Genomic DNA, 25,329 nt, shown 5'->3' on the forward strand with positions numbered 1-25,329 from the left:
ATTACTTTAGACTAGATGAGGAAATGATTTATGCAAAAGAAAATTTTTGCCACAATAGGTATGGGACTCGCTTTATTTTCATTAGTAGCTTGCGATGCGGCTCCCCCCAGTAGTACATCAAATGCTGATGGAACTAAGATTGGGAAAACAGTAAAAATTGGGCTAAACTTGGAGTTGACAGGACCAGTTTCTGCTTATGGCAGTGCAGAAAAAGTCGGAGCAATGATGGCTGTCGCTGAAATCAATAAAGCTGGTGGCATTAATGGTAAAAAAATAGAAGTCATTTCAAAAGATAACAAATCAGAAAATGCTGAGTCTGCTACTGTCACGACTAGCTTGGCAACCCAAAATAATGTTAATGTCATCGTCGGCTCCTCCACCTCAGGGACAGCAGCAGCAGCGTCTCCCAACGCTACGCAGTCGGCTGTGCCACTGATTACACCTTCTGGAACTCAGGATGACTTAACGATTGCAAAAGATGGAAAAACCTATAATTACATCTACCGAACAACTTTTATTGATTCTTATCAAGGGGACGTTTTGTCAAGATTTGCTAGTGATCATTTAAAAGCTAAAAAGGTGGCTCTTTTTTATGATAACTCTAGTGACTACGCTAAGGGTATTGCAAAACGCTTTAAAAGTGTTTACAAGGGGAAAATTGTTTCTGAATCAACCTATCAATCAGGAGATACGGATTTCCAATCAGCATTGACAAAAATAAAAAATCAAAATTATGATGCTGTCATTATGCCAGGTTATTATCAAGAAACTGGAACTATTATTAAGCAGGCCCGTGAAATGGGGATAAAAGTACCTATTGTCGGTCCTGATGGCTTTGCAGATGCTAAGTTGGTTGAACTTGGAGGAAAGGATAATGTGACAGATGTTTATTATCTTTCTGGATATTCTGCATCTATATCTAAAAAAGCGGCAACTTTTGCCAAACATTATAAAAAGAAATATAGTCAAGAGCCATCAATGTTTGCGGCCTTAGCCTACGATTCTGTTTACATGGTAGCAGAGGCTGCAAAAGGAGCAAAGACCTCAAAAGATATCTCTAAAGGGATTGCGACGTTAAAGGAATTTGAAGGTGTTACAGGGACCATGACTATTGATTACAAACATAACCCTATCAAATCGGTGACGGTTATTGGGTTAACTAAGGGGAAAGAAAGCTCAGCAACCGTTATTGCAGCGAAATGAGAATGATAGACTCTTTAATTAAATTAGAAAGATTGGTAAATAAATGCTTCAACAACTTGTTAATGGCCTGATTTTGGGTAGTGTCTATGCCCTTTTGGCCTTGGGTTACACCATGGTTTATGGTATTATCAAATTAATAAACTTCGCACATGGAGATTTATTCATGATGGGCGCTTTTATAGGTTATTATTTAATTAATGTTTTTCATCTCAATCTCTTTGTTGCCCTTTTACTAACCATGGTATTTACAGCTTGTTTAGGTATGTTGATTGAGTTTTTAGCTTATCGCCCTTTGCGCCATTCTACGCGAATTGCAGCGCTAATTACTGCCATTGGGGTATCTTTCCTCTTGGAGTATGGCATGGTTTACTTAGTCGGAGCAGAGGCTAGAGCCTTCCCTCAAGCTTTAAAAACGGTTAAATATTCACTGGGGCCGGTAAGCATTAGCAACGTCCAAATGATTATTTTACTAGTTTCAATCCTGTTAATGATTGGTTTACAGTTTGTTGTTAAGCAGACTAAAATGGGCAAAGCAATGCGTGCGGTATCTGTTGACAGTGATGCTGCTCAATTAATGGGAATTAATGTGAACTCCACTATTAGTTTTACTTTTGCCCTAGGCTCTGCATTAGCTGGAGCGGCAGGAGTTTTGATTGGTTTGTATTATAATTCAATTAATCCTTTGATGGGTATGACCCCAGGTATTAAAGCTTTCGTTGCAGCGGTTTTGGGTGGAATTGGGATTATTCCAGGCGCTGCCTTGGGTGGTTTCATGATAGGTCTTATTGAAACTATTTCAGTTTCGATTGGCTTCTCAAGTTATCGTGATGCTATGGTTTACGCTGTCTTAATTCAGATTTTATTAATAAGACCAGCTGGGCTATTAGGAAAAAATGTAAAGGAAAAGGTGTAAGGATGAGAAAAAATAAAAAATCCCTTGGAACTTGGCTGATGACCATTGCCTGTCTTTTCTTTACTCTTAATTTTTTAATTAATGGGGGGATACTTGGTCCTTACCATGTGCAAATTCTGATGGGAATTGGTATTTCAATTATTATGGCTATGGGAACTAATTTAGTTCTTGGCTTTTCTGGTCAGTTTCCTCTAGGGCAAGCGGGCTTTATGGCAATAGGAGCCTATGCTACAGCCATTTTCACCAACTATATGCCAACTTATCTTGGATTTTATATTTCCATGTTACTAGGCGTTTTAATAGCAGGCTTACTTGCAATTATTGTCGGTTTTCCAACTTTACGACTCAAAGGGGATTATCTGGCTATTGCTACCTTGGGTGTTGCTGAAATTATTCGAATGGTAATAGTTAATGGAGGAGATATTACAAATGGTGCGGCTGGATTAACAGGAATCTTACGCTATAGTACGTGGCCAGTTGTTTTTATCTTTGTAGTCCTTATTGCAGTTGCAATGCTCAATTTTTTACGTTCATCAATTGGTCGTCAAGTGATCTCGGTTCGTGAGAATGAAATTGCAGCGGAATCAATGGGTGTGAATACTACGAAAATAAAAGTTTTAACCTTCACTTTTGCTGCTATGACAGCAAGTATTGCAGGCTCCTTGTATGTTGCTTATATTGGAACGGTTGTTCCTAAGGATTTTACTATTATGCGATCCATTGACTACTTGATAATTGCGGTACTAGGAGGACTGGGATCTATGACAGGAACAATCCTTGCTGCGATTGTCTTGGGAGTGCTCAATATGTATTTACAAAGTTTCTCCGATATCCGGATGATTATTTATTCCATAGCCTTAATCTTGGTAATGGTTTTTAAACCTGGAGGCCTTATGGGTACTAAGGAACTTGTTTTATCAGACTTGCTTTTTAACAAGAAGAAGGAGGGCAAATAAATGGCACTTCTTGAAGTTAAACATTTAACCAAAAATTTTGGTGGTTTGACAGCTGTTGGTGATGTCACGATGGAATTAAACCAAGGAGAACTAGTTGGTTTAATTGGTCCAAACGGGGCAGGAAAAACGACCCTATTCAACCTTCTGACGGGAGTTTACCTTCCTAGTGAAGGGACGGTAACCTTAGATGGTACCTTACTTAATGAAAAGGCTCCCTATAAAATTGCTTCCCTTGGCTTATCACGCACCTTCCAAAATATCCGTCTTTTTAAAGACATGTCAGTACTTGAAAATGTTTTAATTGGCTTAGCCAATCAGGAAAAGGATAATCTTTTAGCAAGTATTTTACGCTTACCAAGTTATTATAAGAAAGAGGCTGAGCTAAAAGAAAAAGCTCTTAAACTCTTAGCAATCTTCAAATTAGATCAAGAAGCTGATACCCTAGCTAAAAACCTTCCTTATGGACAACAGCGACGCCTTGAGATTGTGCGGGCATTAGCGACTAAGCCTAAAATCTTATTTTTAGATGAGCCAGCGGCTGGAATGAATCCTCAGGAAACGGCAGAATTAACAGCATTAATTCGTCAAATCAAAAGCGACTTTGGTATGACAATCATCTTAATTGAACACGACATGAGCTTAGTAATGGAAGTAACTGAAAGAATTTACGTTTTGGAGTATGGCCGTTTGATTGCACATGGTACACCACAAGAAATCAAAAACAATAAACGGGTTATCGAAGCCTATTTAGGAGGAGAACTGTAATGCCTATGTTATCAGTTGAAGACTTATCAATAAATTACGGTGCAATTGAGGCTGTTAAGGACGTTTCTTTTACCGTTGAAGAAGGTGAAGTTGTCACTCTGATCGGTGCAAATGGAGCAGGAAAAACCTCTATCTTACGTACAATCTCTGGTTTAGTCAAGCCTAGCAAGGGTGATATCTCTTTTTTAGGTCAAGCCATTCAGAAGTTACCAGCACGAAAAATTGTGGCTCAAGGTTTGTCTCAAGTACCAGAAGGTCGGCATGTTTTCGCCGGCTTAACGGTCATGGAAAACTTAGAGATGGGAGCTTTTCTGATAAGGGATAAGACAGAGAATCAAAGAACCTTAAAAATGATTTTTGACCGTTTTCCGCGCCTAGAAGAACGTAAAAATCAGGATGCCGCTACTCTATCTGGTGGGGAGCAACAGATGCTTGCAATGGGAAGAGCTTTGATGAGTAAGCCCAAATTATTACTTTTGGATGAGCCTTCTATGGGATTAGCACCTATTTTTATTAATGAAATTTTTGATATTATCCAAGACATTCAAAAGCAAGGCATGACGGTCTTGTTGATTGAACAAAATGCTAATAAGGCCTTATCAATTGCTGATCGTGCCTATGTTTTGGAAACTGGAAAAGTGGTCCTGACGGGTTCGGGTGCAGACTTATTAGAATCTGATCAGGTTAAAAAAGCTTATCTGGGTGGTTAAAATGCAAAATCACCTAAACTATATTATCTAAATAAAAAAAGAGATTATGAGGAATTGTTATGGCTGTTAAAGATTATATGACAAAAGAGGTCGTCACTATTACACCTAACACTGGTGTGGCTCAGGCTGCTGATATTATGCGAGATCAAGATATTCGAAGACTTCCTGTCATGGAAGAGGATAGGTTAGTTGGCCTTGTCACTGCAGGAACTATGGCTGAAGCAACCCCATCAAAAGCGACGAGTCTATCTATCTACGAAATGAATTATCTCCTTAATAAAACAAAAATTAAGGATATCATGTTAAAAAAAGTGATAACCATTACACCAGATGCTAGTCTCGAAGATGCCATTTATTTAATGTTAGAACATAAAATTGGTGTTTTACCAGTACTTGATGATAATCACCTTTGTGGGATTATTACAGATCGAGATGTTTTTAAAGCCTTTCTTCATGTTTCTGGTTATGGAACTGAAGGAATGCGCGTTGTTTTAGAGGCTGATAATGTTGTCGGAATCTTAGCTAAAGTAGCAGAAGCTATTTCCAAAGTAAATCTTAATATTGGTCGCATTGTGGCGGATACACGTGCTACGGGTAAAACGGTCGTTGAACTCCAAATTGATGGTAATATGGACCAAGCTCTTTTAACTGAAAATTTACAAGCCACAGGTGTAAGGGTTATTTCAGTAGAGGCAACCCATCTTAAAGCAAACTTAGATTAATCATTTACTGCCTTGACGAAAGGCAGTGTTTTTTTGCTTAAATTTTGGTAAAATAGTAACAGAAATGAAAAAGGAACGGATATGTCAAAAGGTAGATTAATTACATTTGAAGGACCAGATGGTGCCGGAAAGACGAGTGTTATAGAAGGACTAGTCCCTCTATTAGAGAATTTAAATCAGACTGAAATAGTAGTAACGAGGGAACCAGGAGGCGTATCAATCGCTGAGAGCATCAGAGAGGTTATTTTAGATGTCCGAAATACGGCTATGGACCCTAAAACAGAACTTTTACTCTATATTGCTGCCAGAAGACAACATTTGGTTGAAAAGGTACTGCCTGCTTTAGAACAAGGACAAATGGTTCTGATAGACCGTTTTATTGACAGCTCTGTTGCCTATCAGGGAGCAGGTAGGGGGCTCTCAAAAAAGGCTATTCAGTGGCTAAATGATTTTGCAACAGATGGGGTCACACCTGATTTAACCCTCTATTTTGATCTTAGCCCAGAAATTGGCTTAGCGCGGATTGCAAAAAACAAAAAGCGTGAGATAAATCGTCTTGATATGGAAAAAATTGAAATGCATCAGCAAGTACGAAACGGGTATTTAGAGCTTGCTAAAGAATTCCCTGATAGAATCGTAACAGTTGATGCGACCAAGTCGTTAGATGAGGTTGTCGCACAAGCCTTTGAAATCATCAAAGAAAATGTCTAAAGATAGGGAAGGGTGATTAGATGTCTATTGAGGAACTGGCTCCTAAAGCTTATAGGTCTTTTCAAACGATATTAGCAAAAGAGCGTCTAAATCATGCTTATTTATTTGCCGGTGATTTTGCTAATTTTGAAATGGCCTTGTATTTAACACAAGCTATCTTTTGTCAGGATTTAAAAGACAAGCTTCCTTGTGGACGTTGTCGTTCTTGTCAACTGATTGCAAAAAATGAATTCCAAGACCTTACGGTTTTGGAACCAAGTGGACAAGTGATTAAAACGGAAACGATAAGAGAGATGCTCAAAGATTTTTCTCGGACTGGTTATGAAGGAGAGCAACAGGTTTTTATTATTAAAGACTGTGAGAAAATGCATATTAATGCTGCTAATGCCCTCTTAAAGCATATTGAAGAACCACAAAGTGCCTCATATATCTTTTTGCTGACTAATGACGATAACCAAGTTTTACCCACCATCAAAAGTCGAACCCAGATATTCCATTTTCCTAAAAGTGAAGACTACTTATCTAGGCAAGCCCAAAAAGCAGGATTACTGAAAAACCAAGCTGATTTAATAGCAAAATTAGCTAAAAGTCCTGATGACTTAGAAAAACTTATTAAGGACTCTAAGGTTTTAGATTTTATCAATGCAAGTCAAAAATTGACAACATACCTACTAAGTAATCGAGAAAAAGCATATTTAGAAGTAAGTCGTTTAGCAACTTCAGCTCTAGACAAAAAAGAACAAGATATGGTCTTGAAGCTTATTACCTATCACTTAGCCAATGATTATAGTCAAGCAAAGGCAATCCATTACTTGGAAGGACTCTATTTAGCAAGACAGATGTGGGAGAGCAATGTCTCCTTTCAAAATGCCTTAGAGTATATGGTGTTATCATGACAAGTACAATAGGTGTTAAATTGATAGATTGGCCTGCAACAAGGTATGTGATATCTGAAAAAGATTTTCCGCTTGAAACTTGGCTTGTGATTCAAAGTGGTAAGGGGAATCAACTGGGTCAAGTTACTCGTCGGTTAAAAGAATTTAAAGATACCCAATTACCCAAAGAGCTACCTCGTGTTTTGCGTCAAGCAAATCAAATAGATATAAAGGCTTTTGTCGCTAATAAAGGTCTGGCCGAAAGTTCAAAGCCCCAAGTGCGTGCTTTAATTGCCCAAAATCACTTAAATATGAAGCTGATTGATATCGTTTTTCCACTTGATCGGAGTTATGTTCTGATTACATTTTCGGCGGAAGAGCGTGTGGATTTTCGTCAACTCTTAAAAGACCTAGCGATACTATTTAAGACACGTATTGAGTTAAAGCAGTTAAATAGTCGAGAAGAAGCCAAGGTCTTTGGGGGCATTGGACCTTGTGGTCGTCCACTATGTTGTTCCAGTTTTTTAGGGGAATTTCCGACAGTGTCGATTAAGATGCTAAAAAATCAAAGTTTGTCATTGAACTCCGGAAAAAACTTAGGTTATTGCGGTAGGCTTTTATGTTGTTTGCAATATGAAGATGACTTTTATAGTGAAAGTAAAAAGAAATTTCCAGACTTTGGTAGTATAGTCATGACAGATAAGGGTCCAGCCCGTGTCCTATCAATCAACATTTTTGATGAGAGTTTAAAAGTCATTTTAGAGGATAAACAAACTATTTTAACCTATCCATTAGAGGAGGTAACCATTGGTAAATAAAAGAGAACTATTTGATGCATTTGATGGATTTTCTCAAAACTTAATGATCACCCTAGCTGATATTGAAGCTATGAAAAAACAAGTTCAAGGCTTAGTTGAGGAGAATACAGTCTTACGTCTTGAAAATACTAAATTAAGGGAACGCCTCAGTCAGCTAGAATATGAAACCCTTGCTAAAGCCCCCTCTAAACAAGGAAATGAGCACTTAGAAGGTATTTATGACGAAGGTTTCCACATCTGTAATTTCTTTTATGGCCAGAGGCGTGAAAATGATGAAGAGTGCATGTTTTGCCGTGAATTGTTAGATAGAAAGTTGTAATATGCAGATTCAAAAAAGTTTTAAAGATTCAAAAACTTCAGGTTGCTTGTACCTAGTACCTACACCAATAGGAAATCTGCAAGATATGACTTTTCGAGCTGTTGAGACCTTAAAGACAGTCAATTTCATTTGTGCTGAGGACACGCGTAACACGGGTATTCTTCTCAAACATTTTGAAATAACGACAAAACAAATTTCTTTTCACGAACATAACGCTTTTGAGAAAATCCCACAACTAATAGAATTACTAAAAAACGGTTATTCTTTGGCCCAAGTATCTGATGCAGGAATGCCTTCGATTTCAGATCCTGGCCATGATTTAGTCAAAGAGGCTATTGCTCATGACCTCACTGTTGTTGCCTTACCAGGAGCTTCAGCTGGGATAACGGGGCTGATAGCTAGTGGTATCGCCCCTCAACCTCATATTTTTTATGGTTTTTTACCACGAAAAGCAGGGCAGCAAAAAGCCTTTCTTGAAGAGAAAAAAAATTACCCAGAGACCCAGATTTTTTATGAATCTCCTTATCGTGTTGCTGATACCCTTTCTCATCTCTTAGAGGTTTATGGTGATCGTCATGTTACCTTGGTCAGAGAACTTACCAAAGTTTACGAGGAGTATCAAAGGGGATTGGTATCTCAACTGCTAGAAGCTATCAAGCAAAAGCCTTTGAAGGGAGAATGTCTCCTTATAGTTTCAGGCCATGATGTTAACCAGGAAGCATATCAAGAAAAAGAAGTTGATTATGTAGCTTTAGTTCAAGAGGAGATTAATCACGGCTATAAGCCAAATTTAGCAATAAAAAAAATTGCTAAACAATATCAACTGAATCGTCAGGAACTTTACCAGACTTTCCATCAAATTCGAAGATAACCCTTCTTAATGAGATCCAGTTGTTAATAGTAGCACTTGATTTTAGACTACTAACTTTAAAGACTTTATGGTATTTCTAGGAAGTTCTGTTTTTGTTATAATGGCTTTATAGAGTTATACAGTATAAAATAGCTTAGAAAACGAGGTGATCTAGGATGACTCAAGATGAGACAGTAGGACTCCTAATTTTAGGAATTTACGGGTTTATTTTTATTCTGCTAATAATATCATTTATAATGTCTGCAATTGGGAATTGGCGCTTGTTTCAAAAAGCAAATCAACCCGCTTGGTTTGCCATTATCCCGATATTAGCTGGTTTTACGAAACATAAGATTACATTTGGTGAGGATAATAAATGGCTCTATTTTATAGGTTGGGTTATTTCTATTTATTTTTATTATACTCGCTTTTGCTTTGTTAGGGCTTTTGGAGGTTCAAAAGGGCTAGCTGTTTTAAGTTTATTTTTTCCAGGAATAACAACGTTAATACTTGCTTTCGATAAAGCCTATCGAAACACTACCTATCAACCGATTTTACATTTTTTAAAATAATGACTAAAAAAGCTAGCAGTGGGCTACCTCCTATTTGGTACCATACCGCTAGCTTTTTATAATGCCCCTTATCTGAGTGTTAAAAGAACTGTTAATGAGTAATGAGGTGGGCAGTCTCTTAAGCAATTTTTGTTCCATGAACAACAACAGTTCCTATTTTTTGGCTGAGATCAAGAGCATTCTGAGCTGTAACACCACCACCAATCATAATTTCAATTTGAGAAGCGGCATAAGAAACGATTTTCTTTAAGTGATCTATATTATCATAGATGTCATTAGCTTCCATAGAACCATGTGTCAAAATTCTGACAAAACCATAATCAATCAGCTGATCTATAGCATCAAATTGATCTTTTTCAGGAATATGGTCAAAGGCCATATGAAAAACCAAGGGCAAGCCCTGTGTTGCAGGTAAGAGTTGTTCAATAGCGTCCTTATCAATTTGTCCCTGCTCGGTTAGTAAGCCTAAAACCAAGGCATCTGAACCAGCTTCAACAGCCTTTATAATATCTTCTTCCATAGCTCTAAGTTCAATATCGTTATAAACGAAATTCCCGCCTCTCGGTCTAATCATGGTTGCAACTGAAATAGACTGATCATGAAGTAGGTTACAGGCTTCTTTAATAATGCCAAAAGAAGGTGTTGTTCCACCAACAGCCAAGTTATCACAAAGTTCAACACGGTTAACCTCTAGCTCCTGTAAGTGGTTTAACCCAGTTAGATTTTCTGAACAAAATTCTTTTATTAGCATAACTTCCTCCTCTATCTCTCCCAATTATATCATTTTTAGGAGTAAGAAATAAGCTGGAAAAGTCTTTGTAAAATTCTGAAAATTATGCTATACTCTGTATTATTATTCGATTCGGAGGTGTTTTATGACAATTTATAATTTCTCTGCAGGACCAGCAGTCTTGCCAAAACCAGTGCTGGAAAGAGCACAAGCTGAAATGCTTGATTACCAATCCAGTGGTATGAGTGTTTTGGAATTGTCACACCGCTCCCAAGAATTTGAGACAATCATTAAAGAAGCAGAAAACTTGCTCAGAGAACTAATGGCGATTCCTGATCATTATAAAGTTCTTTTTTTGCAAGGAGGAGCTTCGACACAATTTTCAATGATTCCTATGAACCTAGCTAAAGGCAAGAAGGCTTACTACCACGTAGCTGGATCATGGGGTAAAAAGGCCTACACAGAAGCACTGAAATTAGCTCAAATAATTCCTTTTGAACCTTTATTACTAGCTTCTTCAGAAAAAGACCACTTTAATAAGATTCCCTTATATGATAAGGCAGTAATTGACCCTGAAGCCGCCTATGTCCACATCACAACAAACAATACTATTGAAGGGACAGCTATTTATGATTTACCAGATACGAATGGTGTACCTATTGTTGCTGATATGTCTTCAAATATCTTGGCTGTTAGGTACCAGGTTGAAGAATTTGGAATGATCTATGCTGGTGCACAGAAAAATATTGGTCCAGCTGGTGTCACAGTTGTGATTATCCGTGAGGATTTATTGGATCAAGAGCCGATCTTATCAAGCATGTTGGATTATAAAGTACATGTGCAGGCTCACTCTTTATATAATACACCTCCTGTATATAGCATATATATTGCTAAAATGGTCTTTGAGTGGATCAAAGAGCTAGGAGGCTTAGATCAGATGGAACTTATTAATCGTGAAAAATCTGGTTTACTCTATACTTTTATTGAACAATCAACCTTTTATAATAATCCAGTAAAAAATCCCAAGGACCGCTCACTATCAAATGTACCTTTTACAACCCCTTCAGAAGCTTTAGATAGTCAGTTTATCAAAGAAGCTGAAAAAGCAGGTTTTAAAAATATTAAAGGTCATCGCAGTGTTGGGGGCATGCGGGCAAGTATTTATAATGCCTTTCCTAGAGAGGGTGTTATTGCTTTAGTCAACTTTATGACTCAGTTTGAAGCTCAAAATAGCAAGTAAGGCGGGAGGAAAAGAGAAGAAATATGGATATTAGATTAGCCTTTCCTAATGAAGTTGATGTGATTATGGCAATTATTGAAGATGCTAAGGAAGTGCTGGCAGCTTATGGAAGTGACCAATGGCAGGACGGCTATCCAACTGAGGACGTTATTATAGAAGATATTATTGATGGGGTTGGCTATGTGGCCTTAGAAGATGGTAAGGTTATTGCTTACGCGGCAGCAATTTATGGCAATGAAGAAGCCTACAATGCTATCTACGATGGGCAATGGCTAACAGATAACAGAGATTACCTTACGTTTCATCGTATTGCAGTTACTAAAAATATCCAAGGACAAGGTATCGCACAAACTTTTGTAGAAGGCTTGATTGAGGGCTTTGATTATGAAGATTTTCGTTGTGATACTCACGAGAAGAATTTAGCCATGCAAGCTATTCTGTCCAAATTAGGCTTTCAGCTTTGTGGGAAGGTTCCTTTGTCTGGCGTTCGCTTGGCTTATCAGAAACTCAAAAAAGAAGATGGAAAAGCAGTAAAATATCAAGAAATTGATGAAGATAGTCGCTACGACTTTTAGAAGCATAATCAGGAAGGAGTACTGGAGAAGCAAGCCTTCCCAGTAAAATAGATATGGTTTATAGTGTAAAAACATTTAATAATATTAACCCAATTGGTTTAAAAGAGCTTGGAAACCAATTTCAAATTGACGGCGATTTAGCGGATAATCCGGACGCTTATATTTTAAGAAGCGAGCAGTTACACGAGCAGTTTTTTCCAAGCAACCTAAAAGCAATTGCCAGAGCTGGAGCAGGAACCAATAATATTCCAGTTGATAAAGCTAGCTCAGAAGGGATTGTTGTTTTTAACACACCAGGAGCAAATGCAAATGCAGTAAAAGAAGCAGTTTTGGCGGCTATTTTAATGGCTGCTCGAGATTATATTTCTGCTAATCACTGGACCAATCGGTTACAAGGTGCCGATCTTGGTAAACAAGTTGAAAGTGGCAAGAAACAGTTTGCTGGGTCAGAGATTAGTGGCAAAACTCTAGGGGTTATTGGTCTGGGGGCAATTGGTGGAAGAATTGCTAATGATGCCTATCGTTTAGGAATGAACGTTTTGGGTTATGATCCTTATGTTTCTATTGAGACTGCTTGGAGTATTTCAAGTCATGTGCAAAGGGTCAAGGACCTCAAAGAAATCTTTGCAAAATCTGATTATATAACGATTCATGTTCCGCTGACCCAAGAGACCCAAGCAACCTTTAATGCTGAGAGTTTTGCTTTGATGGCTAAAGGAACAACGATTATTAATTTTGCGCGTGCAGAGTTAGTTGATCATCAAGCTTTGTTTGATGCTATTGAGACAGGGGTCGTTAAACGTTATATGACGGATTTTGCCAGTCCAGAACTTTTAAACAAGGACAAAATTACTGTTTTCCCCCATGTTGGTGGCTCAACCGAGGAAGCCGAACTAAATTGTGCGATCATGGCAAGTCAAACCATTCGACGTTTTATGGAAACGGGTGAAATTACCAACTCCGTTAACTTTCCCAATGTTCACCAAGCCCTAACTGCTCCTTATCGAATTACCTTAATCAATAAAAATGTCCCTAACATTGTTGCTACTATTTCAACAGCAGTGTCAGCTTTGGATATTAATATTGATAACATCATTAACCGTTCAAAAGGTGATTATGCTTATACTTTAATTGATTTAGATAAATGTGATTTAAAGAAGGTTAAGCAATTAGTAGAAGACTTTAAAGTTAGTGAGAATATTATTCGTGTGCGACTGATTAAGAGGCTTTAAGATAGTATCTTGATTATTGATCTTAAAGGGGAAGTTGAAGCAAGAAATGGTTGGAAAAGTGATGACTCTATCAAAAATGATTTACCAATCTCCCATTGGAGAGATATCCTTAATAGCAACTGAAGCAGGTTTAATTGGTGCTTGGTTTCAAGGTCAAAAGTATTTTGAAGCTGGTATCTGTGAAATGCCACAACTACAAGAGACCGTCGTGTTAAAGGAGGCATGTCAGTGGTTAGATACTTATTTCTATCAGACTCCACCTGCTAAAGCTGACTTTCTTTCTATAAAGGGTTCTAACTTTCGTCAGAAGGTTTGGACTTGTCTACAAGAAATTCCTTATGGAGAGACAAGAAGCTATAAGGAAATTGCAAAGATAATTAACTGTGCTTCAGCACAGGCTGTTGGTGGCGCGGTTGGCCATAACCCCCTTAGTATTTTTATTCCTTGTCATCGTGTAGTAGGGTCAGATGGGCAGTTAACCGGCTATGCTGGGGGCCTAGATAAAAAAATCTGGCTATTAGAACATGAACAAGGTTTTTAGAAAGGACTTATGATGTACACTTTTTATGAATACCCCAAATGTTCCACTTGTCGTAAAGCAAAAGCTGATTTGAAAGAGTATCTGTCTGATTTTGAGACGGTAGACATCAAGTCTAATCCTCCTAAGGCTGAGCTTTTAAAACAGTGGATGGAGAATTCAGGCTTTACCATGAAGAATTTTTTCAATACCAGTGGTCACTCCTATAGAGAACTCGGTCTAAAAGATAAAATAGATCATTTGAGTTTGGAAGAAGCAGCCCAGCTTCTATCACAAGATGGTATGTTAATAAAGCGACCAATCCTGGTCAAGGGTGATACAGTTCTTCAAATTGGCGCAAGGCAATCTTATGAGCGTTTTTTTAAATAAGAGTTTGAGAGAAAAGCAGCTCTTAGATTAACATAAAAAAGACCAAATCCAGTGTAGGACTTGGTCTTTTTTTGGTCATTAGCTTGGCAATTCAGTGTTGATTTGCCACATGATACCGAATTGGTCGATAAAGTTAGCATAGGCTGGACTCCAGAACATTTCTTGGAGTTCTATAACGATTTCTTGGGCATTGACAGATAATTTGGCATAGAGGTCTTGAGCTTCTTCGATGCTATCAACAATAATAGCAGCAGACATATTACCACCTGTTTTGTACTCAAAGTCGGGATTTTCATCAGATAGTTGAAGACGGATACCGTTGAACTCCATCTGCGCATTCATCACGAGGTTTTCACGGTCTTTTGGACAATCTGGTACACCATCTTTCCAAAAGCTTAACTGAGTGATTTCAGCCTTAAAGGCATTTTTGTAAAATTCAAGAGCTTCTTTTCCGTTACCATTTGTAATTAAATAAACATTTAATGCAGTAATCATTTTTTCTCCTTAATGCAATGAGCTTGTTTGACGAATAGCGATGTAGTGACCTTCGTTATCAGTAAAAGTAAAGTGAACCATACCTTGATAGTCCATAATTGGGTTTGTAGTGACCCCGTTTTCTGTCAGGGTTTGGTATTCAGCTTCTAAATCATCAGTTTCCATCAAGAGTGAAGGAAATTCAAGATTCATTCCAGGATTTGCTTGTGCTACTAAATCCTTATTGTGGATGCCAAATTTAGTAGCAGCATCATGTGAAGGGGCTACTTCATAAGATTTAATACCTTCAACCTCTGTTTGGTCAGTTATAACAAAGCCCATCTTTTCCGTCCAAAAAGTCATTGCAGCCTCAGTGTCGGTAACATAAAGCATTGTTGTTGATTTAGCAATCATGTTTTCTCTCCATTAATAATATATAGTTTTAGGTTATTATAGCCTTACTTTGGTAAATTAACAAAAAATTCGACTTGACAATCTAGCATTTTAGCAATCTTTTTCTAGAAATTCTGACTTTATGACCTTATGTTTAATAGCCGAGCTGGAAACTGTGGTTATCAATAGTAGGAAGGCTTAAGAGTTATTAGAACTTTGGGCCTTTTGACTGATGATGACTGGCTTTTTTGTTAATCATAAGCTTATTTTTAACTATCATGTATGGAACTCATTTCTCATCAAGCTCAACTAAAAAAGAAGATGGTGTCTTCTTTTTAAAGATATTTACTGGCTTCTCGTATTGAAAGCGGAGCCAGTTTTTCCTGATGTTGTCTAAGAAAGGCTCTGACCCACTTTGGATTAGTTTTTGAATAGTCTCTGAGGCTCCAACCGATAGCCTTGTTAATGAAGAATTCTGTTGTCCCTAGATTATTCAAAATGATGGCTGACAAGAGGTCCGGGTTGGTTTTTTCTTTTTTCCCTAATTGATGATCAATGGCCATGCGTCTGATCCAGAAATCGTCAGATTGCGAGAAAGTGAGCATCAATTCATCCAGCCTGGAATCAGCAATGCTGCCAAAAACATGATCAAAATGGTCTATGGTATCCCACCACTCATTACTGGATGCATAAGCTAGCAATTTAGGCACATGGTCAAAGCTTAGCCATTTTTGCATAGCCTTAAGATAATCACAGACAAAATAATGCATTTCCCGTTTAGGGCTTGCCCAAGCTAAATCCAGGAGTTGCCAATCAATGATTTGCGCTTTTTTATCCTCTTTAATGATCTCTTTATAAATGAGACGACGTGAGTTAGCAGGAATACCGTAAAATACGAAGTGATTTTTCATATAGGCTGCCATTTTCTGAGCTTGTTCAGGGTTGGCTAAGGCTTGCATGCCTTCTTGTAAGTCTATAAATCTTTCTTTTGCGGTCATTTTAGAGGTCGATTTCAAGGAGAATTGGTGTATGGTCTTGGCGGGCTCCAGAGTCAATCATTTCGGATTTCAGAACCTTATCAGCTATTCTATTTGAGGTTAGCCAGTAGTCAATTCTCCAGCCAGTGTTGTTCATTTTACTAGTCTTACTTCGTTGTGCCCACCAAGTGTAAACATTAGGAAGATCTCCGTGAAGATGGCGGAAAGTATCTGTGAAGCCTTTTTCTAAAAGCGCGGTAAAGCCCGCTCTTTCTTCGTCAGTGAAACCTGCTGAGCGACGGTTACTTGATGGATTGGCTAAGTCAATTTCTTTATGAGCGACATTATAGTCACCTGTAGCGAGGACAGGTTTTTGAGCATCTAATTGCGTCAAATAGTCAGCATACTTGATATCCCATTCTTGGCGGTCAGCTAGACGCCTTAAGCCATCACCGGCATTTGGTGTGTAAACTTGGGTCACAAAGAAGTCTTCGAATTCTAAGGTAATAATACGCCCTTCAGAGTCCATGGTTGTTGGTGCTCCGATTTCTGGGAAAGTAACCACTGGATTTAGTGTTTGTTTGTAAAGAAACATGGTGCCTGCATATCCCTTACGTGCTGGTTCAACAGAAGAACGCCAGACATGTAAGTAGTTTGGGAAATAGCTTAAAATAGTTTCTAAATGTTTTTTGGTAGGGCCAGTAGCTGATAGTTTTGTTTCCTGAATTGCAATAATGTCAGCATCTTCACTGACCAGACGATCAATAACAGCGCGTGATAGTAGTGCGCGTGGTGATTCTCCGGTTAAGGCAGCATTTAAGGAATCAATATTCCATGAGATGAGTTTCATATAATATCTCTTTTCTGTAATTAAGTTAAGTCTATTTTAACAAAAAATAGACTAGCAAGCTATTTTTTCAATCTCAAAACGGTTTCAATTAGATTAGATAGGATTTAGAAATCAAAGTGTGGATAAGAATCGGAGACTTTTAGACGTGATAAAAGCTAGAGATGTGTGCAAAAATGGACTCTCAAAGCTTCATTCTTATCCTGTGCTATTTACTTTGAAGCTTATCTGAAAAGATTGACTAAGCTAGCACCTACAAGGAAGAGAAAGATTTTCTTAATTTCTTATTTAAATAGTCAATGATATATAAAAAATTCACAAAGTTTTTTTCTAACATATTAAATAAATGCTGTTAAAACAGCTTTTATATGGTTTTTTTATTATAAAAACAAAAAGTTTGTGAAAAAATAAGGAGGATTTTCTTGACAGTTAGGTCTAATATTTATATAATATTACCATAACTTGAAAGCGCTAACAAATTATAATGATTTTATCTTGTAAAAAGAAAGGTTTTAGACTATATGTTTCAAGCAACATTAGCCATTATTCCTATTTTATGGTTGATTCTATCTTTAGCAGTTTTCCGGATCCGAGGGGATCTGGCCTGTCTGATAGGACTAATCATCACACTTCTAACCAGTATTTTAGGTTTTCAGTTTAGCGTTAAGGATAGTTTAACCGCAGCTTTAGAAGGCGCGGTGATGGGCTTTTGGCCTATTATCTATATCATTGTAGCCGCTGTATTTACCTATAATTTGACCACGGCTTCAGGTGGAATGTCTGTTATCAAACGTTTATTAATGACTATTACAGAAGATAAACGCGTTTTGGTACTTATTTTAGCTTGGGGCTTTGGAGGATTTCTTGAAGCTATTGCAGGATTTGGAACGGCGGTAGCTATTCCAGCAAGTATATTAGTAGCATTAGGAATGAAACCTTTACGGGCTGCATTGATTTGTTTAATTGCCAATACCACTCCCACAGCATTTGGAGCTATTGGCTTACCAGTGACAACTTTAGCTCAAGTCACTGGATTAGAGGTTAAGCAACTATCAGTCATTGTTTCCTTACAACTCTTTATTCTGATTGTAGCTATTCCTTTTGTGCTTGTGGCATTGACTGGAGAGGGTAAAGCACCTATAAAGGGGGTATTTAGTTTAACCTTAGCATCTGGCTTAGCCTTCGCTCTTCCTCAAATTTTAGTTTCCCATTATTTAGGGGCGGAACTACCTTCAATTATCGGTTCTCTATTTTGTATTTTAGTTACTATTGTGATGGTGAAATACAGAGAGAGAGGAAACCAGGTCAAGGCCATAGATGAACCAGTTGCCTTAAAAGAAGGTTTCAAAGCCTCCTTACCATTTATTTTGGTTTTTGTATTTATTATGCTAACCTCCTCACTCTTTCCAGCTATTAATAATGTACTAGCTAAAGTTTCAACTACGCTGTCTATTTATACTGGGGAACATGCAAAACCTTATACTATCAAATGGCTGACTTCACCAGGAACCATGATAATTCTGGCTACCTTCTTAGCAGGGTTATTACAAGGTATGTCATTTGGAGAAATTCTAAGAATTCTAGGGAAAAGCATCAAACAGTTAACCAAGACCATGGTGACGGTAGCCTCAATCGTAGCTTTATCTAAAGTAATGAGCTACAGTGGGATGATTAATACAATCGCTGTAAGCTTAGTGGCTGTAACAGGAGGTTTCTATCCTTTTATTGCTCCAGTTATAGGGACACTTGGAACCTTCATTACTGGTAGTGATACCTCTGCTAATGTTCTCTTTGGTGAGTTACAGGTGAAAGCTGCTAATAATCTCAATATGAACCCTTATTGGATGGCTGCAGCCAATATGACAGGTGCTACAGCTGGTAAGATGATATCACCTCAAAGTATTGCGGTAGCAGCAGTGGCTATTGGGGTAGAAGGTCAAGAAGGAAAACTTTTAAAAGAGGTTATTAACTATTGTGCGCTCTATATTATATTGACCTGCTTAGTTGTTTTTGCAATTGGAAAATTATTAGGCTACTTATAACCAAATAGGAGAGTTATCTCTTCCTAAGCAAAAATAAGCGAGCATATATTTTGACATTAAAAAATTGTTTTAATATAATTTAATTATAATTTGTAAGCGTTATCACTAATTAAAAAGGAGAACATTAATGACAGATAATATTGAAATGGCAAATGCAGGTATTGAATTTAAGACAAGTAGTGCTGAAGGAAATGTTGATTTTGTGAATGTCTTTGATCTTGAAAAGATGGCACAAAAAGTAATTCCTAAAGGGGCTTTTGGCTACATCGCAAGTGGAGCTGGTGATACGTTTACCTTGCATGAAAATATCAGATCCTTTAACCATAAACTCATTGTTCCTCATGGATTAAAAGGTTTTGAAAATCCTAGTACAGAAGTAACATTTGACGGAGATACCTTAACTTCCCCAATAATCATGGCACCTGTAGCAGCTCATAAATTAGCTAATGAACAAGGGGAAGTTGCCAGTGCAAAAGGGGTTAAAGAATTTGGTACAATCTATACCACAAGTTCTTATTCAACTACTGATTTACCTGAAATTTCGCAAGCACTAGGAGATTCACCACATTGGTTCCAATTCTACTACAGTAAAGATGATGGTATCAATAGACACATTATGGATCGCTTGAAAGCTGAAGGTGTTAAATCAATTGTTTTGACAGTTGATGCTACTGTTGGAGGAAATCGTGAAGTAGATAAACGTAATGGCTTCGTTTTCCCTGTGGGAATGCCAATTGTCCAGGAATACCTGCCAGATGGTGCGGGTAAAACAATGGATTATGTTTATAAATCAGCTAAGCAGGCTTTATCACCAAAAGACGTTGAGTATATTGCCCAATATTCAGGCCTACCTGTTTATGTTAAGGGTCCACAGTGTGCAGAAGATGCCTTTCGTGCACTAGAAGCAGGTGCCTCAGGTATCTGGGTAACCAATCATGGTGGACGGCAATTGGATGGCGGTCCAGCAGCCTTTGATTCATTACAAGAAGTTGCAGAAGCAGTTGATCGTAGAGTGCCAATTGTATTTGATTCAGGAGTCAGACGTGGTCAGCATATCTTTAAAGCCTTAGCTTCTGGAGCAGATCTTGTTGCTCTTGGCCGTCCAGTTATTTATGGCTTAGCAATGGGCGGTAGTGTCGGAACTAAGCAAGTCTTTGAACACTTAAATGATGAGTTGAAAATGGTGATGCAACTGGCTGGTACGAAGACAATTGATGATGTTAAACATTTCAAATTGAGACATAATCCTTACGACTCTTCTATTCCATTCAGCCAAAATGCCTTAAAATTAGATTAAAAATGAACCTGCCCCTTTTGAACGGGGCATTTTTTTAAACTCAATTTTAAAAAATGCCCTATAGCTTTTGCAACTATTCTCCGAAATCGATTGCATTTCCCTAAAAAATGTGATTAAATAAACATTAATATTCTATTGGAAAAATGATAGAAAAATATTAATTTAGGAGTTTGATTATAAGTGGAAAAGAAAGAACGATTTTCGTTAAGAAAATATAAATCAGGGACTGTGTCTGTCTTAGTTGGAACAGTCTTTTTTGTAGGGACAAGATACGTTTCTGCAGAGGAAACTGCAAAAATGACGACAGAGGAAATGCCACAGTCTTTGGTTGCAAAGGAGTTAGCTAACCCAGGTGAGCTTCCTAGTGAAGAAGCTGGTGAAGGAGATAAACTTAAGGTTATAGCAGATAGTGAAACAGAAGTTTCGGCTTCCCAGGAGCTCAATCCAGAAAGAAGGGAAATACCTGTAGAGAGCAGGGAACAAGAGTTGCCTGCTTCTGTTGAAGAGGCTCCAATTAACAGGGATACCCATGATTGGACGCAAGTGACAGGTGCCTGGGAAAAAGGCTATAAAGGGCAAGGGAAAGTGATTGCAGTTATCGATACTGGAATAGATGCCAATCACCAAGCTATGAGAATTAGCGATATTAGCCGAGCAAAGTTCAAAGATGAAGCATCAATGAGGGACCAAAAAGCTAAGGCAAATATTCACTATGGAAAATGGCTTAATCAAAAAGTTATTTTTGCACACAACTATGTTGAGAATAATGATAAGGTTAAGGAAATCAAATTTGACTTTGACTTAGATGACGCTTCCTTCTTAGATTCTATTAAGAGTACCCTTATTCAAAGCGTAGACCAAAGAAGACGCCGTGTTTATCCGAGTTCAACTAATAATAAACCCAAAGAAACAGTTATTCAAATTAACCCAGACGATTTTAGCCAGTTTATTGACTGGCCAAGCGAAGAGGATGATAGCCAGTATGAATCACATGGAATGCATGTTACAGGCATCGCAGCTGGTAATCCCCTTGAAGCATCACCGACAGGAGAACGTTTCTTAGGAGTGGCGCCAGAAGCACAAATTATCTTTATGCGTGTTTTTGCCAATGATTTAATGGGGACCGGAGAGGCACTTTATATTAAAGCTATTGAAGATGCTGTAGCTTTAGGTGCTGATACGATTAACCTCAGTCTAGGGGGGCCTAATGGTTCCTTCTTAGGAGGAAATGCTGCTTTAATGGCTGCTATTGAAAAAGCTAAAAAAGCAGGTGTTTCAGTTATCGTTGCTGCAGGTAACGAACGCTTATTTGGTTCTGACCATGCAGATCCTTTTGCCAGCAATCCCGACTATGGTATCGTAAATTCACCTTCAACAGGAAAAATTCCAACCTCTGTTGCTGCTATTGATAACAAAATTGTCATTGAACGTTTAATGAAGGTTGAAGGGTTAGAGAATCGTAGGGACTTAGATCACGGAAAAGCTCTCTACACAGAGTCTACAGATTATCAAAAAATTCAAGAAGAACTTTCTTTTGATAAGGATTATGACTTTGTTTATATTAACCGACCAAATGATCAAGCTTATAAGGGAAAAAATGTTACAGGTAAGATTGTTCTTATTGAGCGTAACCCCAAACATCCTTATGTGGAATTAATAACACAGGCTAAAAAGCATGGAGCGGCTGGTATTCTTATTTTCAACCATATTCCTGGTCAATCTAATCGTAAAATGCGGCTAAGTAGTGAAGGTCAAGTTCTCCCATCAGCCTTTATTTCACATGAGTTTGGTAAAGCTATGTCACAGCTTAATGGGAATGGAACTGGCCGGTTACGCTTTGAAAGCAAACTATCAAAAGCAAGTAATCAAAAAGGCAATCAAATGAACTATTACTCTAGCTGGGGCTTGACGTCAGATGGCTACTTAAAACCAGATATTACGGCGCCTGGTGGAGATATTTATTCTACTTATAATGATAATCACTATGGCAGTCAAAGTGGAACAAGTATGGCATCGCCTTACATTGCAGGGGCAAGCTTACTAGTCAAGCAATACCTTGAACAAGAACATCCAGATATTAAAACAGAAAACCTATCAGACCTGATTAAAAACTTGCTAATGAGTAATGCAAGTATTCATAAGGATCCTAAAACAAAGCTGGTAACTTCCCCACGTCGTCAAGGTGCAGGTCTTTTGAATGTCAATGCTGCTATAACGAGTGGACTTTATATCACCAGTCAGGATCATTATGGTAGTGTTTCTTTAGGAAATGTTGGAGAGAAAATAAGCTTTACAGTAACTGTTCATAATATCTCCAATCAGACTAAGAAGCTCCGCTATGCAACGGATTTAATGACAGATAAGATTGTTGATGGGCGTTTTGACTTAAATTCAGTACTTTTAAAATCATACCAAGGTCATGTTATTGAAGTTCCTGCTAAGGGGAAACAGTCTGTCACTATTTCCATAGATGCTTCTGAATTTACGAAAGCACTCACTGAACAGATGCCTAATGGTTACTTCCTAGAAGGCTTTGTGCGTTTTGAGAATGCTGAAAATCAAGTAAAAGATAAGATAAGTATTCCATTTGTTGGCTTTAAAGGAGACTTCCAAAATTTAGCAGTTGTGGAGGACACTATTTATAACCTAAAAGCTAAGGGAGAAAAAGGTTTTTATTTCGAAGAATCTGAAACTCCGGATGAGATATATGTTGGACAGCATTATACAGGTTTAGTAACCATTGGTGCAGATGCTAATGTCTCAACAAAAACAATTTCTGACAATGGACTTCATACTCTTGGTACCTATCGAAATAAAGATGGCAAGTTTATCTTAGCAAAAAATCAATCAGGAAAAGTTGTTCTTGCAATTTCACCAAATAGTGATAAAAATCAAGATTTCCTTGCCTTTAAAGGCGTCTTTTTAAGAAAATATAAGGGACTGAAAGCCAGTGTTTATCGTGCTGATGATCAACTACGCCAGAATCTATTGTGGATAAGTCAACCTCATAATGGTGATAAGAATTATCACAGTGATATTCGTTTTCCTAAATCGACAACCTTATTGTCAACTGATTTTTCAGGTAAAGCCTTAAATGGTGAGGATTTACCTGATGGTAAATACCAATATGTTGTTTCTTACTATCCAGATATCATCGGAGCAAAACGTCAAGAAATAGTTTTTGATATCATTATTGACCGTGAAAAGCCTTTATTGAAATCTGGTAGTTTTAATCCAAAAACAAAGGAATTCAAGGTGCTTGATGTTACCGATCGTGGTCAATCAGGCATACTTAGAGACAGTGTTTTCTATTTAGAAGAAAAAGAAGGTAAACCTTATACTATTTCAATCAATCAAGGTTTTAAGTACGTATCTGTAGCGGATAACAAAGTCTTTGTTGAGAAATCAAAAAATGGTGCTTTTATTTTACCGCTTGATAAGGCAAAATTGGCTGATTTTTATTATATGGTAGAAGATTTTGCAGGTAATATTGCCATTGCTAAGCTGGGTCAACACTTACCAGATCAGCTTGATGAAGATATAATCACCATTCCCTTAAAGGACGGTAATTATCAACAAGACCAAAGTTTTGAAGATAATGTGGTGATGGTTGATGGTGATTCTGGCTTAATCACTAATCGGTCAGATATCATGATGACTAATCGTAATCGTCCGCTTAGTCGCTTAGCTAAAGTTAACCAGTCTCAGATTATTCTGTCGCCTAATGGTAAAGGTAATAGAGACTTTATCGCCTTTAGAGGACTACCAGGTAAGGTTTATCGTGACCTAAGTGTAAGTGTCTACGCAGCAGGTGATAAGTTAAAGAGCTCTGCTATTTGGACAGCACCTCAAAATGCTTCAATTGATGATTTAAGCACAACAAGTTGGAGTGGTCAAACGCAGTTAGGTGAGAAAGTTTTATCGGGTGCCTATCGTTATGTTATTACCTATCGTGATGCTGCAGGTCAACTCAAAGAGCAAGCCTATGACCTGCTCGTTAGTCATGAGGAACCTATTATAACTAAGGCTATTTTCCGTAAGGACGGTGATAAGGAGTTCTTTAAACCAGGAAAAGTCTTTGATCCTAATAAGGTTGGTATAGCTAGAGAAGAGGTTTTCTATGTGTTAGAAAAAGATGGTCGTAAATATGATATTGATACAAGTAACGATAGTGTGTCTATTAGTGATCGTCGTGTCCTTATTCCTAGAAATGAAGATGGTAGCTATACTATTCCTAAAATTGAGGGTGTGGCCGCAGCCGATTTCTACTATTTAGTTGAGGATAAGGCTGGTCATATTGTTTATTCAAGTTTATCACCAATGAGAAGCGTTGGTGATGGCCATGGAATTCTAGATATTTCTTTGGTTTATAATAACAGTGTTGATAGACCAAAAATTCCTATTACCTATCTGGTAAGAGATGAAAATGGTCAGGCTCTTGATAAACTAGTTTATTATGATGATCGCTCTCAAGTGCTGATATTACCTTTTGGCAAATATAGTTTGGAATTATTAACCTACGATCAAAATGTCGCAGAACTGATTTCTCCAAAGGTCTTCAAGTTTGAATTAAGTCAAAAGACTGATTTTGTTCACCAAGCCTTTATCACAAGGAAATCTGAGCCTGCCATGGTTAGAGTCATCTTTGATAAAGTGTTACCGAAAGGAAGCAGTGTTTCCTTACAATCAGAAAATGGTCAACTGATAAGGCTAGACCAGTCATTGTATGTACCAAATGCTTATGGAGCTTCAGTTCGGGACGGTCATTACAGCATTGTTGTGACTTTGCCAGAAGGTTACCAAATAGGTGGGTCTACAAGTCTTAAGGCGCTTCAAAATGATCTTGTTGAGACGCATCTACAAATCTTGTCTAAGAGACCTCCTGTAACTGGTGGAACGAGTTTTGAACGTCCAAATGAAATGTCTCAGACGACTCACCAAATTAGTGTAGAAGCAGATCAAGATATGGAGAAAACTTCACAAGCTTTAGTATCAGGAAATGGGCCAGATCGGCAGTTACCTGCAACAGGCGATAAACAATCTTTTCCGGCTGTATTGATGGGGATGATCCTCCTTTGGTGGGCTAAGTTAAATTTTCCTAAAAAGAGGAAAGATAGCATAAACAAGTCTAACTAAAATAACCTATGAAAGGCTGGCATATGGCCAGTCTTTTATGCTGTTTAAGCCAGTAAAGTTTGGGT

Annotated in this window: 25 protein-coding genes; 20 read left to right on the forward strand and 5 right to left on the reverse strand. The window is 37.8% G+C overall.

Features of this window, described 5'->3' with window-relative positions; all coding sequences use genetic code 11:
- The first annotated feature begins 30 nt into the window (after positions 1-30).
- The 12 genes from STRPS_RS07250 (at position 31) to STRPS_RS07305 (ending at position 9,414) form a co-directional block, all read left to right on the forward strand.
- Positions 31-1,203, forward strand: a complete 1,173-nt coding sequence (locus tag STRPS_RS07250; RefSeq protein ID WP_007895732.1) for an ABC transporter substrate-binding protein — start codon at positions 31-33, stop codon at positions 1,201-1,203.
- A gap of 43 nt (positions 1,204-1,246) precedes the next feature.
- Positions 1,247-2,116: a branched-chain amino acid ABC transporter permease gene (locus STRPS_RS07255; RefSeq protein WP_007895701.1), complete on the forward strand. Its 870-nt coding sequence runs from the start codon at positions 1,247-1,249 to the stop codon at positions 2,114-2,116.
- A gap of 2 nt (positions 2,117-2,118) precedes the next feature.
- A complete protein-coding gene (locus STRPS_RS07260) occupies positions 2,119-3,072 on the forward strand; it encodes a branched-chain amino acid ABC transporter permease (RefSeq protein WP_007895798.1) in 954 nt (317 codons plus the stop codon).
- Positions 3,073-3,837 carry an ABC transporter ATP-binding protein gene (locus tag STRPS_RS07265; RefSeq protein WP_007895704.1) on the forward strand — a complete coding sequence of 255 codons (765 nt, stop codon included), beginning with the start codon at positions 3,073-3,075 and terminating at the stop codon, positions 3,835-3,837.
- Entirely contained in the window at positions 3,837-4,547 is a 711-nt protein-coding gene (locus tag STRPS_RS07270) for an ABC transporter ATP-binding protein (RefSeq protein WP_007895789.1), read from the forward strand. Before STRPS_RS07265 ends, STRPS_RS07270 begins: the two co-directional genes overlap by 1 nt.
- A gap of 59 nt (positions 4,548-4,606) precedes the next feature.
- Positions 4,607-5,269 (forward strand): CBS domain-containing protein, encoded by a 663-nt coding sequence (locus STRPS_RS07275; protein WP_007895845.1) that lies wholly within the window; start codon positions 4,607-4,609, stop codon positions 5,267-5,269.
- Positions 5,270-5,350: 81 nt separating this feature from the next.
- A complete protein-coding gene (tmk, locus tag STRPS_RS07280) occupies positions 5,351-5,980 on the forward strand; it encodes a dTMP kinase (RefSeq protein WP_007895692.1) in 630 nt (209 codons plus the stop codon).
- Positions 5,981-6,000: 20 nt separating this feature from the next.
- Positions 6,001-6,876 carry a DNA polymerase III subunit delta' gene (locus tag STRPS_RS07285; protein ID WP_007895794.1) on the forward strand — a complete coding sequence of 292 codons (876 nt, stop codon included), beginning with the start codon at positions 6,001-6,003 and terminating at the stop codon, positions 6,874-6,876.
- A complete protein-coding gene (ricT, locus tag STRPS_RS07290; protein ID WP_007895887.1) occupies positions 6,873-7,673 on the forward strand; it encodes a regulatory iron-sulfur-containing complex subunit RicT in 801 nt (266 codons plus the stop codon). The genes STRPS_RS07285 and ricT overlap by 4 nt, the downstream gene beginning before the upstream one ends.
- A gap of 43 nt (positions 7,674-7,716) precedes the next feature.
- Complete coding sequence (gene yabA, locus STRPS_RS07295) at positions 7,717-7,992, forward strand: DNA replication initiation control protein YabA (RefSeq protein ID WP_050784979.1); 276 nt, start codon at positions 7,717-7,719, stop codon at positions 7,990-7,992.
- A gap of 1 nt (position 7,993) precedes the next feature.
- Positions 7,994-8,863 carry a 16S rRNA (cytidine(1402)-2'-O)-methyltransferase gene (rsmI, locus tag STRPS_RS07300; protein ID WP_007895727.1) on the forward strand — a complete coding sequence of 290 codons (870 nt, stop codon included), beginning with the start codon at positions 7,994-7,996 and terminating at the stop codon, positions 8,861-8,863.
- 155 nt (positions 8,864-9,018) lie between these two features.
- Positions 9,019-9,414, forward strand: coding sequence for a DUF5684 domain-containing protein (locus STRPS_RS07305; protein WP_007895870.1), 396 nt, complete (start codon positions 9,019-9,021; stop codon positions 9,412-9,414).
- Between the two features lie 118 nt (positions 9,415-9,532).
- On the opposite strand, the gene STRPS_RS07310 is transcribed toward STRPS_RS07305, so the two are convergent.
- Positions 9,533-10,165: a copper homeostasis protein CutC gene (locus tag STRPS_RS07310; protein WP_007895764.1), complete on the reverse strand. Its 633-nt coding sequence runs from the start codon at positions 10,163-10,165 to the stop codon at positions 9,533-9,535.
- Positions 10,166-10,289: 124 nt separating this feature from the next.
- Between STRPS_RS07310 and serC the strand changes: the two genes are divergently transcribed.
- From serC to STRPS_RS07335, 5 genes are all read left to right on the forward strand, one after another.
- Entirely contained in the window at positions 10,290-11,384 is a 1,095-nt protein-coding gene (gene serC / locus STRPS_RS07315; RefSeq protein ID WP_007895737.1) for a 3-phosphoserine/phosphohydroxythreonine transaminase, read from the forward strand.
- Between the two features lie 23 nt (positions 11,385-11,407).
- The gene (locus tag STRPS_RS07320; protein ID WP_007895774.1) at positions 11,408-11,959 is read left to right on the forward strand and encodes a GNAT family N-acetyltransferase; all 552 of its coding nucleotides are present in this window, start codon (positions 11,408-11,410) and stop codon (positions 11,957-11,959) included.
- A gap of 53 nt (positions 11,960-12,012) precedes the next feature.
- Positions 12,013-13,191: a phosphoglycerate dehydrogenase gene (locus STRPS_RS07325; RefSeq protein ID WP_007895787.1), complete on the forward strand. Its 1,179-nt coding sequence runs from the start codon at positions 12,013-12,015 to the stop codon at positions 13,189-13,191.
- Positions 13,192-13,252: 61 nt separating this feature from the next.
- Complete coding sequence (locus tag STRPS_RS07330) at positions 13,253-13,732, forward strand: methylated-DNA--[protein]-cysteine S-methyltransferase (protein ID WP_037599010.1); 480 nt, start codon at positions 13,253-13,255, stop codon at positions 13,730-13,732.
- Positions 13,733-13,744: 12 nt separating this feature from the next.
- Positions 13,745-14,098 carry an arsenate reductase family protein gene (locus STRPS_RS07335; protein WP_007895892.1) on the forward strand — a complete coding sequence of 118 codons (354 nt, stop codon included), beginning with the start codon at positions 13,745-13,747 and terminating at the stop codon, positions 14,096-14,098.
- 78 nt (positions 14,099-14,176) lie between these two features.
- Here the strand turns inward: STRPS_RS07335 and STRPS_RS07340 are convergent, their stop codons facing one another.
- The 4 genes from STRPS_RS07340 to STRPS_RS07355 all read right to left on the reverse strand — a co-directional run bounded on the left by STRPS_RS07340 (position 14,177) and on the right by STRPS_RS07355 (position 16,792).
- Entirely contained in the window at positions 14,177-14,593 is a 417-nt protein-coding gene (locus STRPS_RS07340) for a VOC family protein (RefSeq protein ID WP_007895884.1), read from the reverse strand.
- 9 nt (positions 14,594-14,602) lie between these two features.
- Positions 14,603-14,986: a glyoxalase/bleomycin resistance/extradiol dioxygenase family protein gene (locus STRPS_RS07345; RefSeq protein ID WP_007895860.1), complete on the reverse strand. Its 384-nt coding sequence runs from the start codon at positions 14,984-14,986 to the stop codon at positions 14,603-14,605.
- A gap of 314 nt (positions 14,987-15,300) precedes the next feature.
- Positions 15,301-15,963 carry a DNA alkylation repair protein gene (locus STRPS_RS07350; RefSeq protein WP_007895708.1) on the reverse strand — a complete coding sequence of 221 codons (663 nt, stop codon included), beginning with the start codon at positions 15,961-15,963 and terminating at the stop codon, positions 15,301-15,303.
- A 1-nt stretch (position 15,964) separates the two neighbouring features.
- Complete coding sequence (locus STRPS_RS07355) at positions 15,965-16,792, reverse strand: exodeoxyribonuclease III (protein ID WP_007895783.1); 828 nt, start codon at positions 16,790-16,792, stop codon at positions 15,965-15,967.
- 518 nt (positions 16,793-17,310) lie between these two features.
- Between STRPS_RS07355 and STRPS_RS07360 the strand changes: the two genes are divergently transcribed.
- The 3 genes from STRPS_RS07360 to STRPS_RS07370 all read left to right on the forward strand — a co-directional run bounded on the left by STRPS_RS07360 (position 17,311) and on the right by STRPS_RS07370 (position 25,264).
- Positions 17,311-18,831 carry an L-lactate permease gene (locus tag STRPS_RS07360; protein ID WP_007895878.1) on the forward strand — a complete coding sequence of 507 codons (1,521 nt, stop codon included), beginning with the start codon at positions 17,311-17,313 and terminating at the stop codon, positions 18,829-18,831.
- 127 nt (positions 18,832-18,958) lie between these two features.
- A complete protein-coding gene (gene lctO, locus STRPS_RS07365) occupies positions 18,959-20,128 on the forward strand; it encodes an L-lactate oxidase (protein WP_007895885.1) in 1,170 nt (389 codons plus the stop codon).
- Between the two features lie 180 nt (positions 20,129-20,308).
- A complete protein-coding gene (locus STRPS_RS07370; protein WP_007895796.1) occupies positions 20,309-25,264 on the forward strand; it encodes a S8 family serine peptidase in 4,956 nt (1,651 codons plus the stop codon).
- The last annotated feature ends 65 nt before the right edge of the window (positions 25,265-25,329 follow it).

The sequence above is a fragment of the Streptococcus pseudoporcinus LQ 940-04 genome (assembly GCF_000188035.1).
Classification (GTDB): Bacteria; Bacillota; Bacilli; order Lactobacillales; family Streptococcaceae; genus Streptococcus; species Streptococcus pseudoporcinus.

What these genes read in the sequence shown, in the direction of transcription:
- tmk (WP_007895692.1), top strand. Translation starts at nt 5,351, where the DNA reads ATGTCAAAAGGTAGATTAATTACATTTGAAGGACCAGATGGTGCCGGA.
- STRPS_RS07305 (WP_007895870.1), top strand. Translation starts at nt 9,019, where the DNA reads ATGACTCAAGATGAGACAGTAGGACTCCTAATTTTAGGAATTTACGGG.
- STRPS_RS07310 (WP_007895764.1), bottom strand. Translation starts at nt 10,165, where the DNA reads ATGCTAATAAAAGAATTTTGTTCAGAAAATCTAACTGGGTTAAACCAC.
- STRPS_RS07345 (WP_007895860.1), bottom strand. Translation starts at nt 14,986, where the DNA reads ATGATTGCTAAATCAACAACAATGCTTTATGTTACCGACACTGAGGCT.
- STRPS_RS07325 (WP_007895787.1), top strand. Translation starts at nt 12,013, where the DNA reads ATGGTTTATAGTGTAAAAACATTTAATAATATTAACCCAATTGGTTTA.
- yabA (WP_050784979.1), top strand. Translation starts at nt 7,717, where the DNA reads ATGATCACCCTAGCTGATATTGAAGCTATGAAAAAACAAGTTCAAGGC.
- STRPS_RS07285 (WP_007895794.1), top strand. Translation starts at nt 6,001, where the DNA reads ATGTCTATTGAGGAACTGGCTCCTAAAGCTTATAGGTCTTTTCAAACG.
- STRPS_RS07250 (WP_007895732.1), top strand. Translation starts at nt 31, where the DNA reads ATGCAAAAGAAAATTTTTGCCACAATAGGTATGGGACTCGCTTTATTT.
- STRPS_RS07330 (WP_037599010.1), top strand. Translation starts at nt 13,253, where the DNA reads ATGACTCTATCAAAAATGATTTACCAATCTCCCATTGGAGAGATATCC.
- STRPS_RS07340 (WP_007895884.1), bottom strand. Translation starts at nt 14,593, where the DNA reads ATGATTACTGCATTAAATGTTTATTTAATTACAAATGGTAACGGAAAA.
- STRPS_RS07275 (WP_007895845.1), top strand. Translation starts at nt 4,607, where the DNA reads ATGGCTGTTAAAGATTATATGACAAAAGAGGTCGTCACTATTACACCT.
- STRPS_RS07260 (WP_007895798.1), top strand. Translation starts at nt 2,119, where the DNA reads ATGAGAAAAAATAAAAAATCCCTTGGAACTTGGCTGATGACCATTGCC.
- STRPS_RS07335 (WP_007895892.1), top strand. Translation starts at nt 13,745, where the DNA reads ATGTACACTTTTTATGAATACCCCAAATGTTCCACTTGTCGTAAAGCA.
- lctO (WP_007895885.1), top strand. Translation starts at nt 18,959, where the DNA reads ATGACAGATAATATTGAAATGGCAAATGCAGGTATTGAATTTAAGACA.
- STRPS_RS07320 (WP_007895774.1), top strand. Translation starts at nt 11,408, where the DNA reads ATGGATATTAGATTAGCCTTTCCTAATGAAGTTGATGTGATTATGGCA.
- serC (WP_007895737.1), top strand. Translation starts at nt 10,290, where the DNA reads ATGACAATTTATAATTTCTCTGCAGGACCAGCAGTCTTGCCAAAACCA.
- STRPS_RS07255 (WP_007895701.1), top strand. Translation starts at nt 1,247, where the DNA reads ATGCTTCAACAACTTGTTAATGGCCTGATTTTGGGTAGTGTCTATGCC.
- STRPS_RS07350 (WP_007895708.1), bottom strand. Translation starts at nt 15,963, where the DNA reads ATGACCGCAAAAGAAAGATTTATAGACTTACAAGAAGGCATGCAAGCC.
- ricT (WP_007895887.1), top strand. Translation starts at nt 6,873, where the DNA reads ATGACAAGTACAATAGGTGTTAAATTGATAGATTGGCCTGCAACAAGG.
- STRPS_RS07265 (WP_007895704.1), top strand. Translation starts at nt 3,073, where the DNA reads ATGGCACTTCTTGAAGTTAAACATTTAACCAAAAATTTTGGTGGTTTG.
- rsmI (WP_007895727.1), top strand. Translation starts at nt 7,994, where the DNA reads ATGCAGATTCAAAAAAGTTTTAAAGATTCAAAAACTTCAGGTTGCTTG.
- STRPS_RS07355 (WP_007895783.1), bottom strand. Translation starts at nt 16,792, where the DNA reads ATGAAACTCATCTCATGGAATATTGATTCCTTAAATGCTGCCTTAACC.
- STRPS_RS07360 (WP_007895878.1), top strand. Translation starts at nt 17,311, where the DNA reads ATGTTTCAAGCAACATTAGCCATTATTCCTATTTTATGGTTGATTCTA.
- STRPS_RS07270 (WP_007895789.1), top strand. Translation starts at nt 3,837, where the DNA reads ATGCCTATGTTATCAGTTGAAGACTTATCAATAAATTACGGTGCAATT.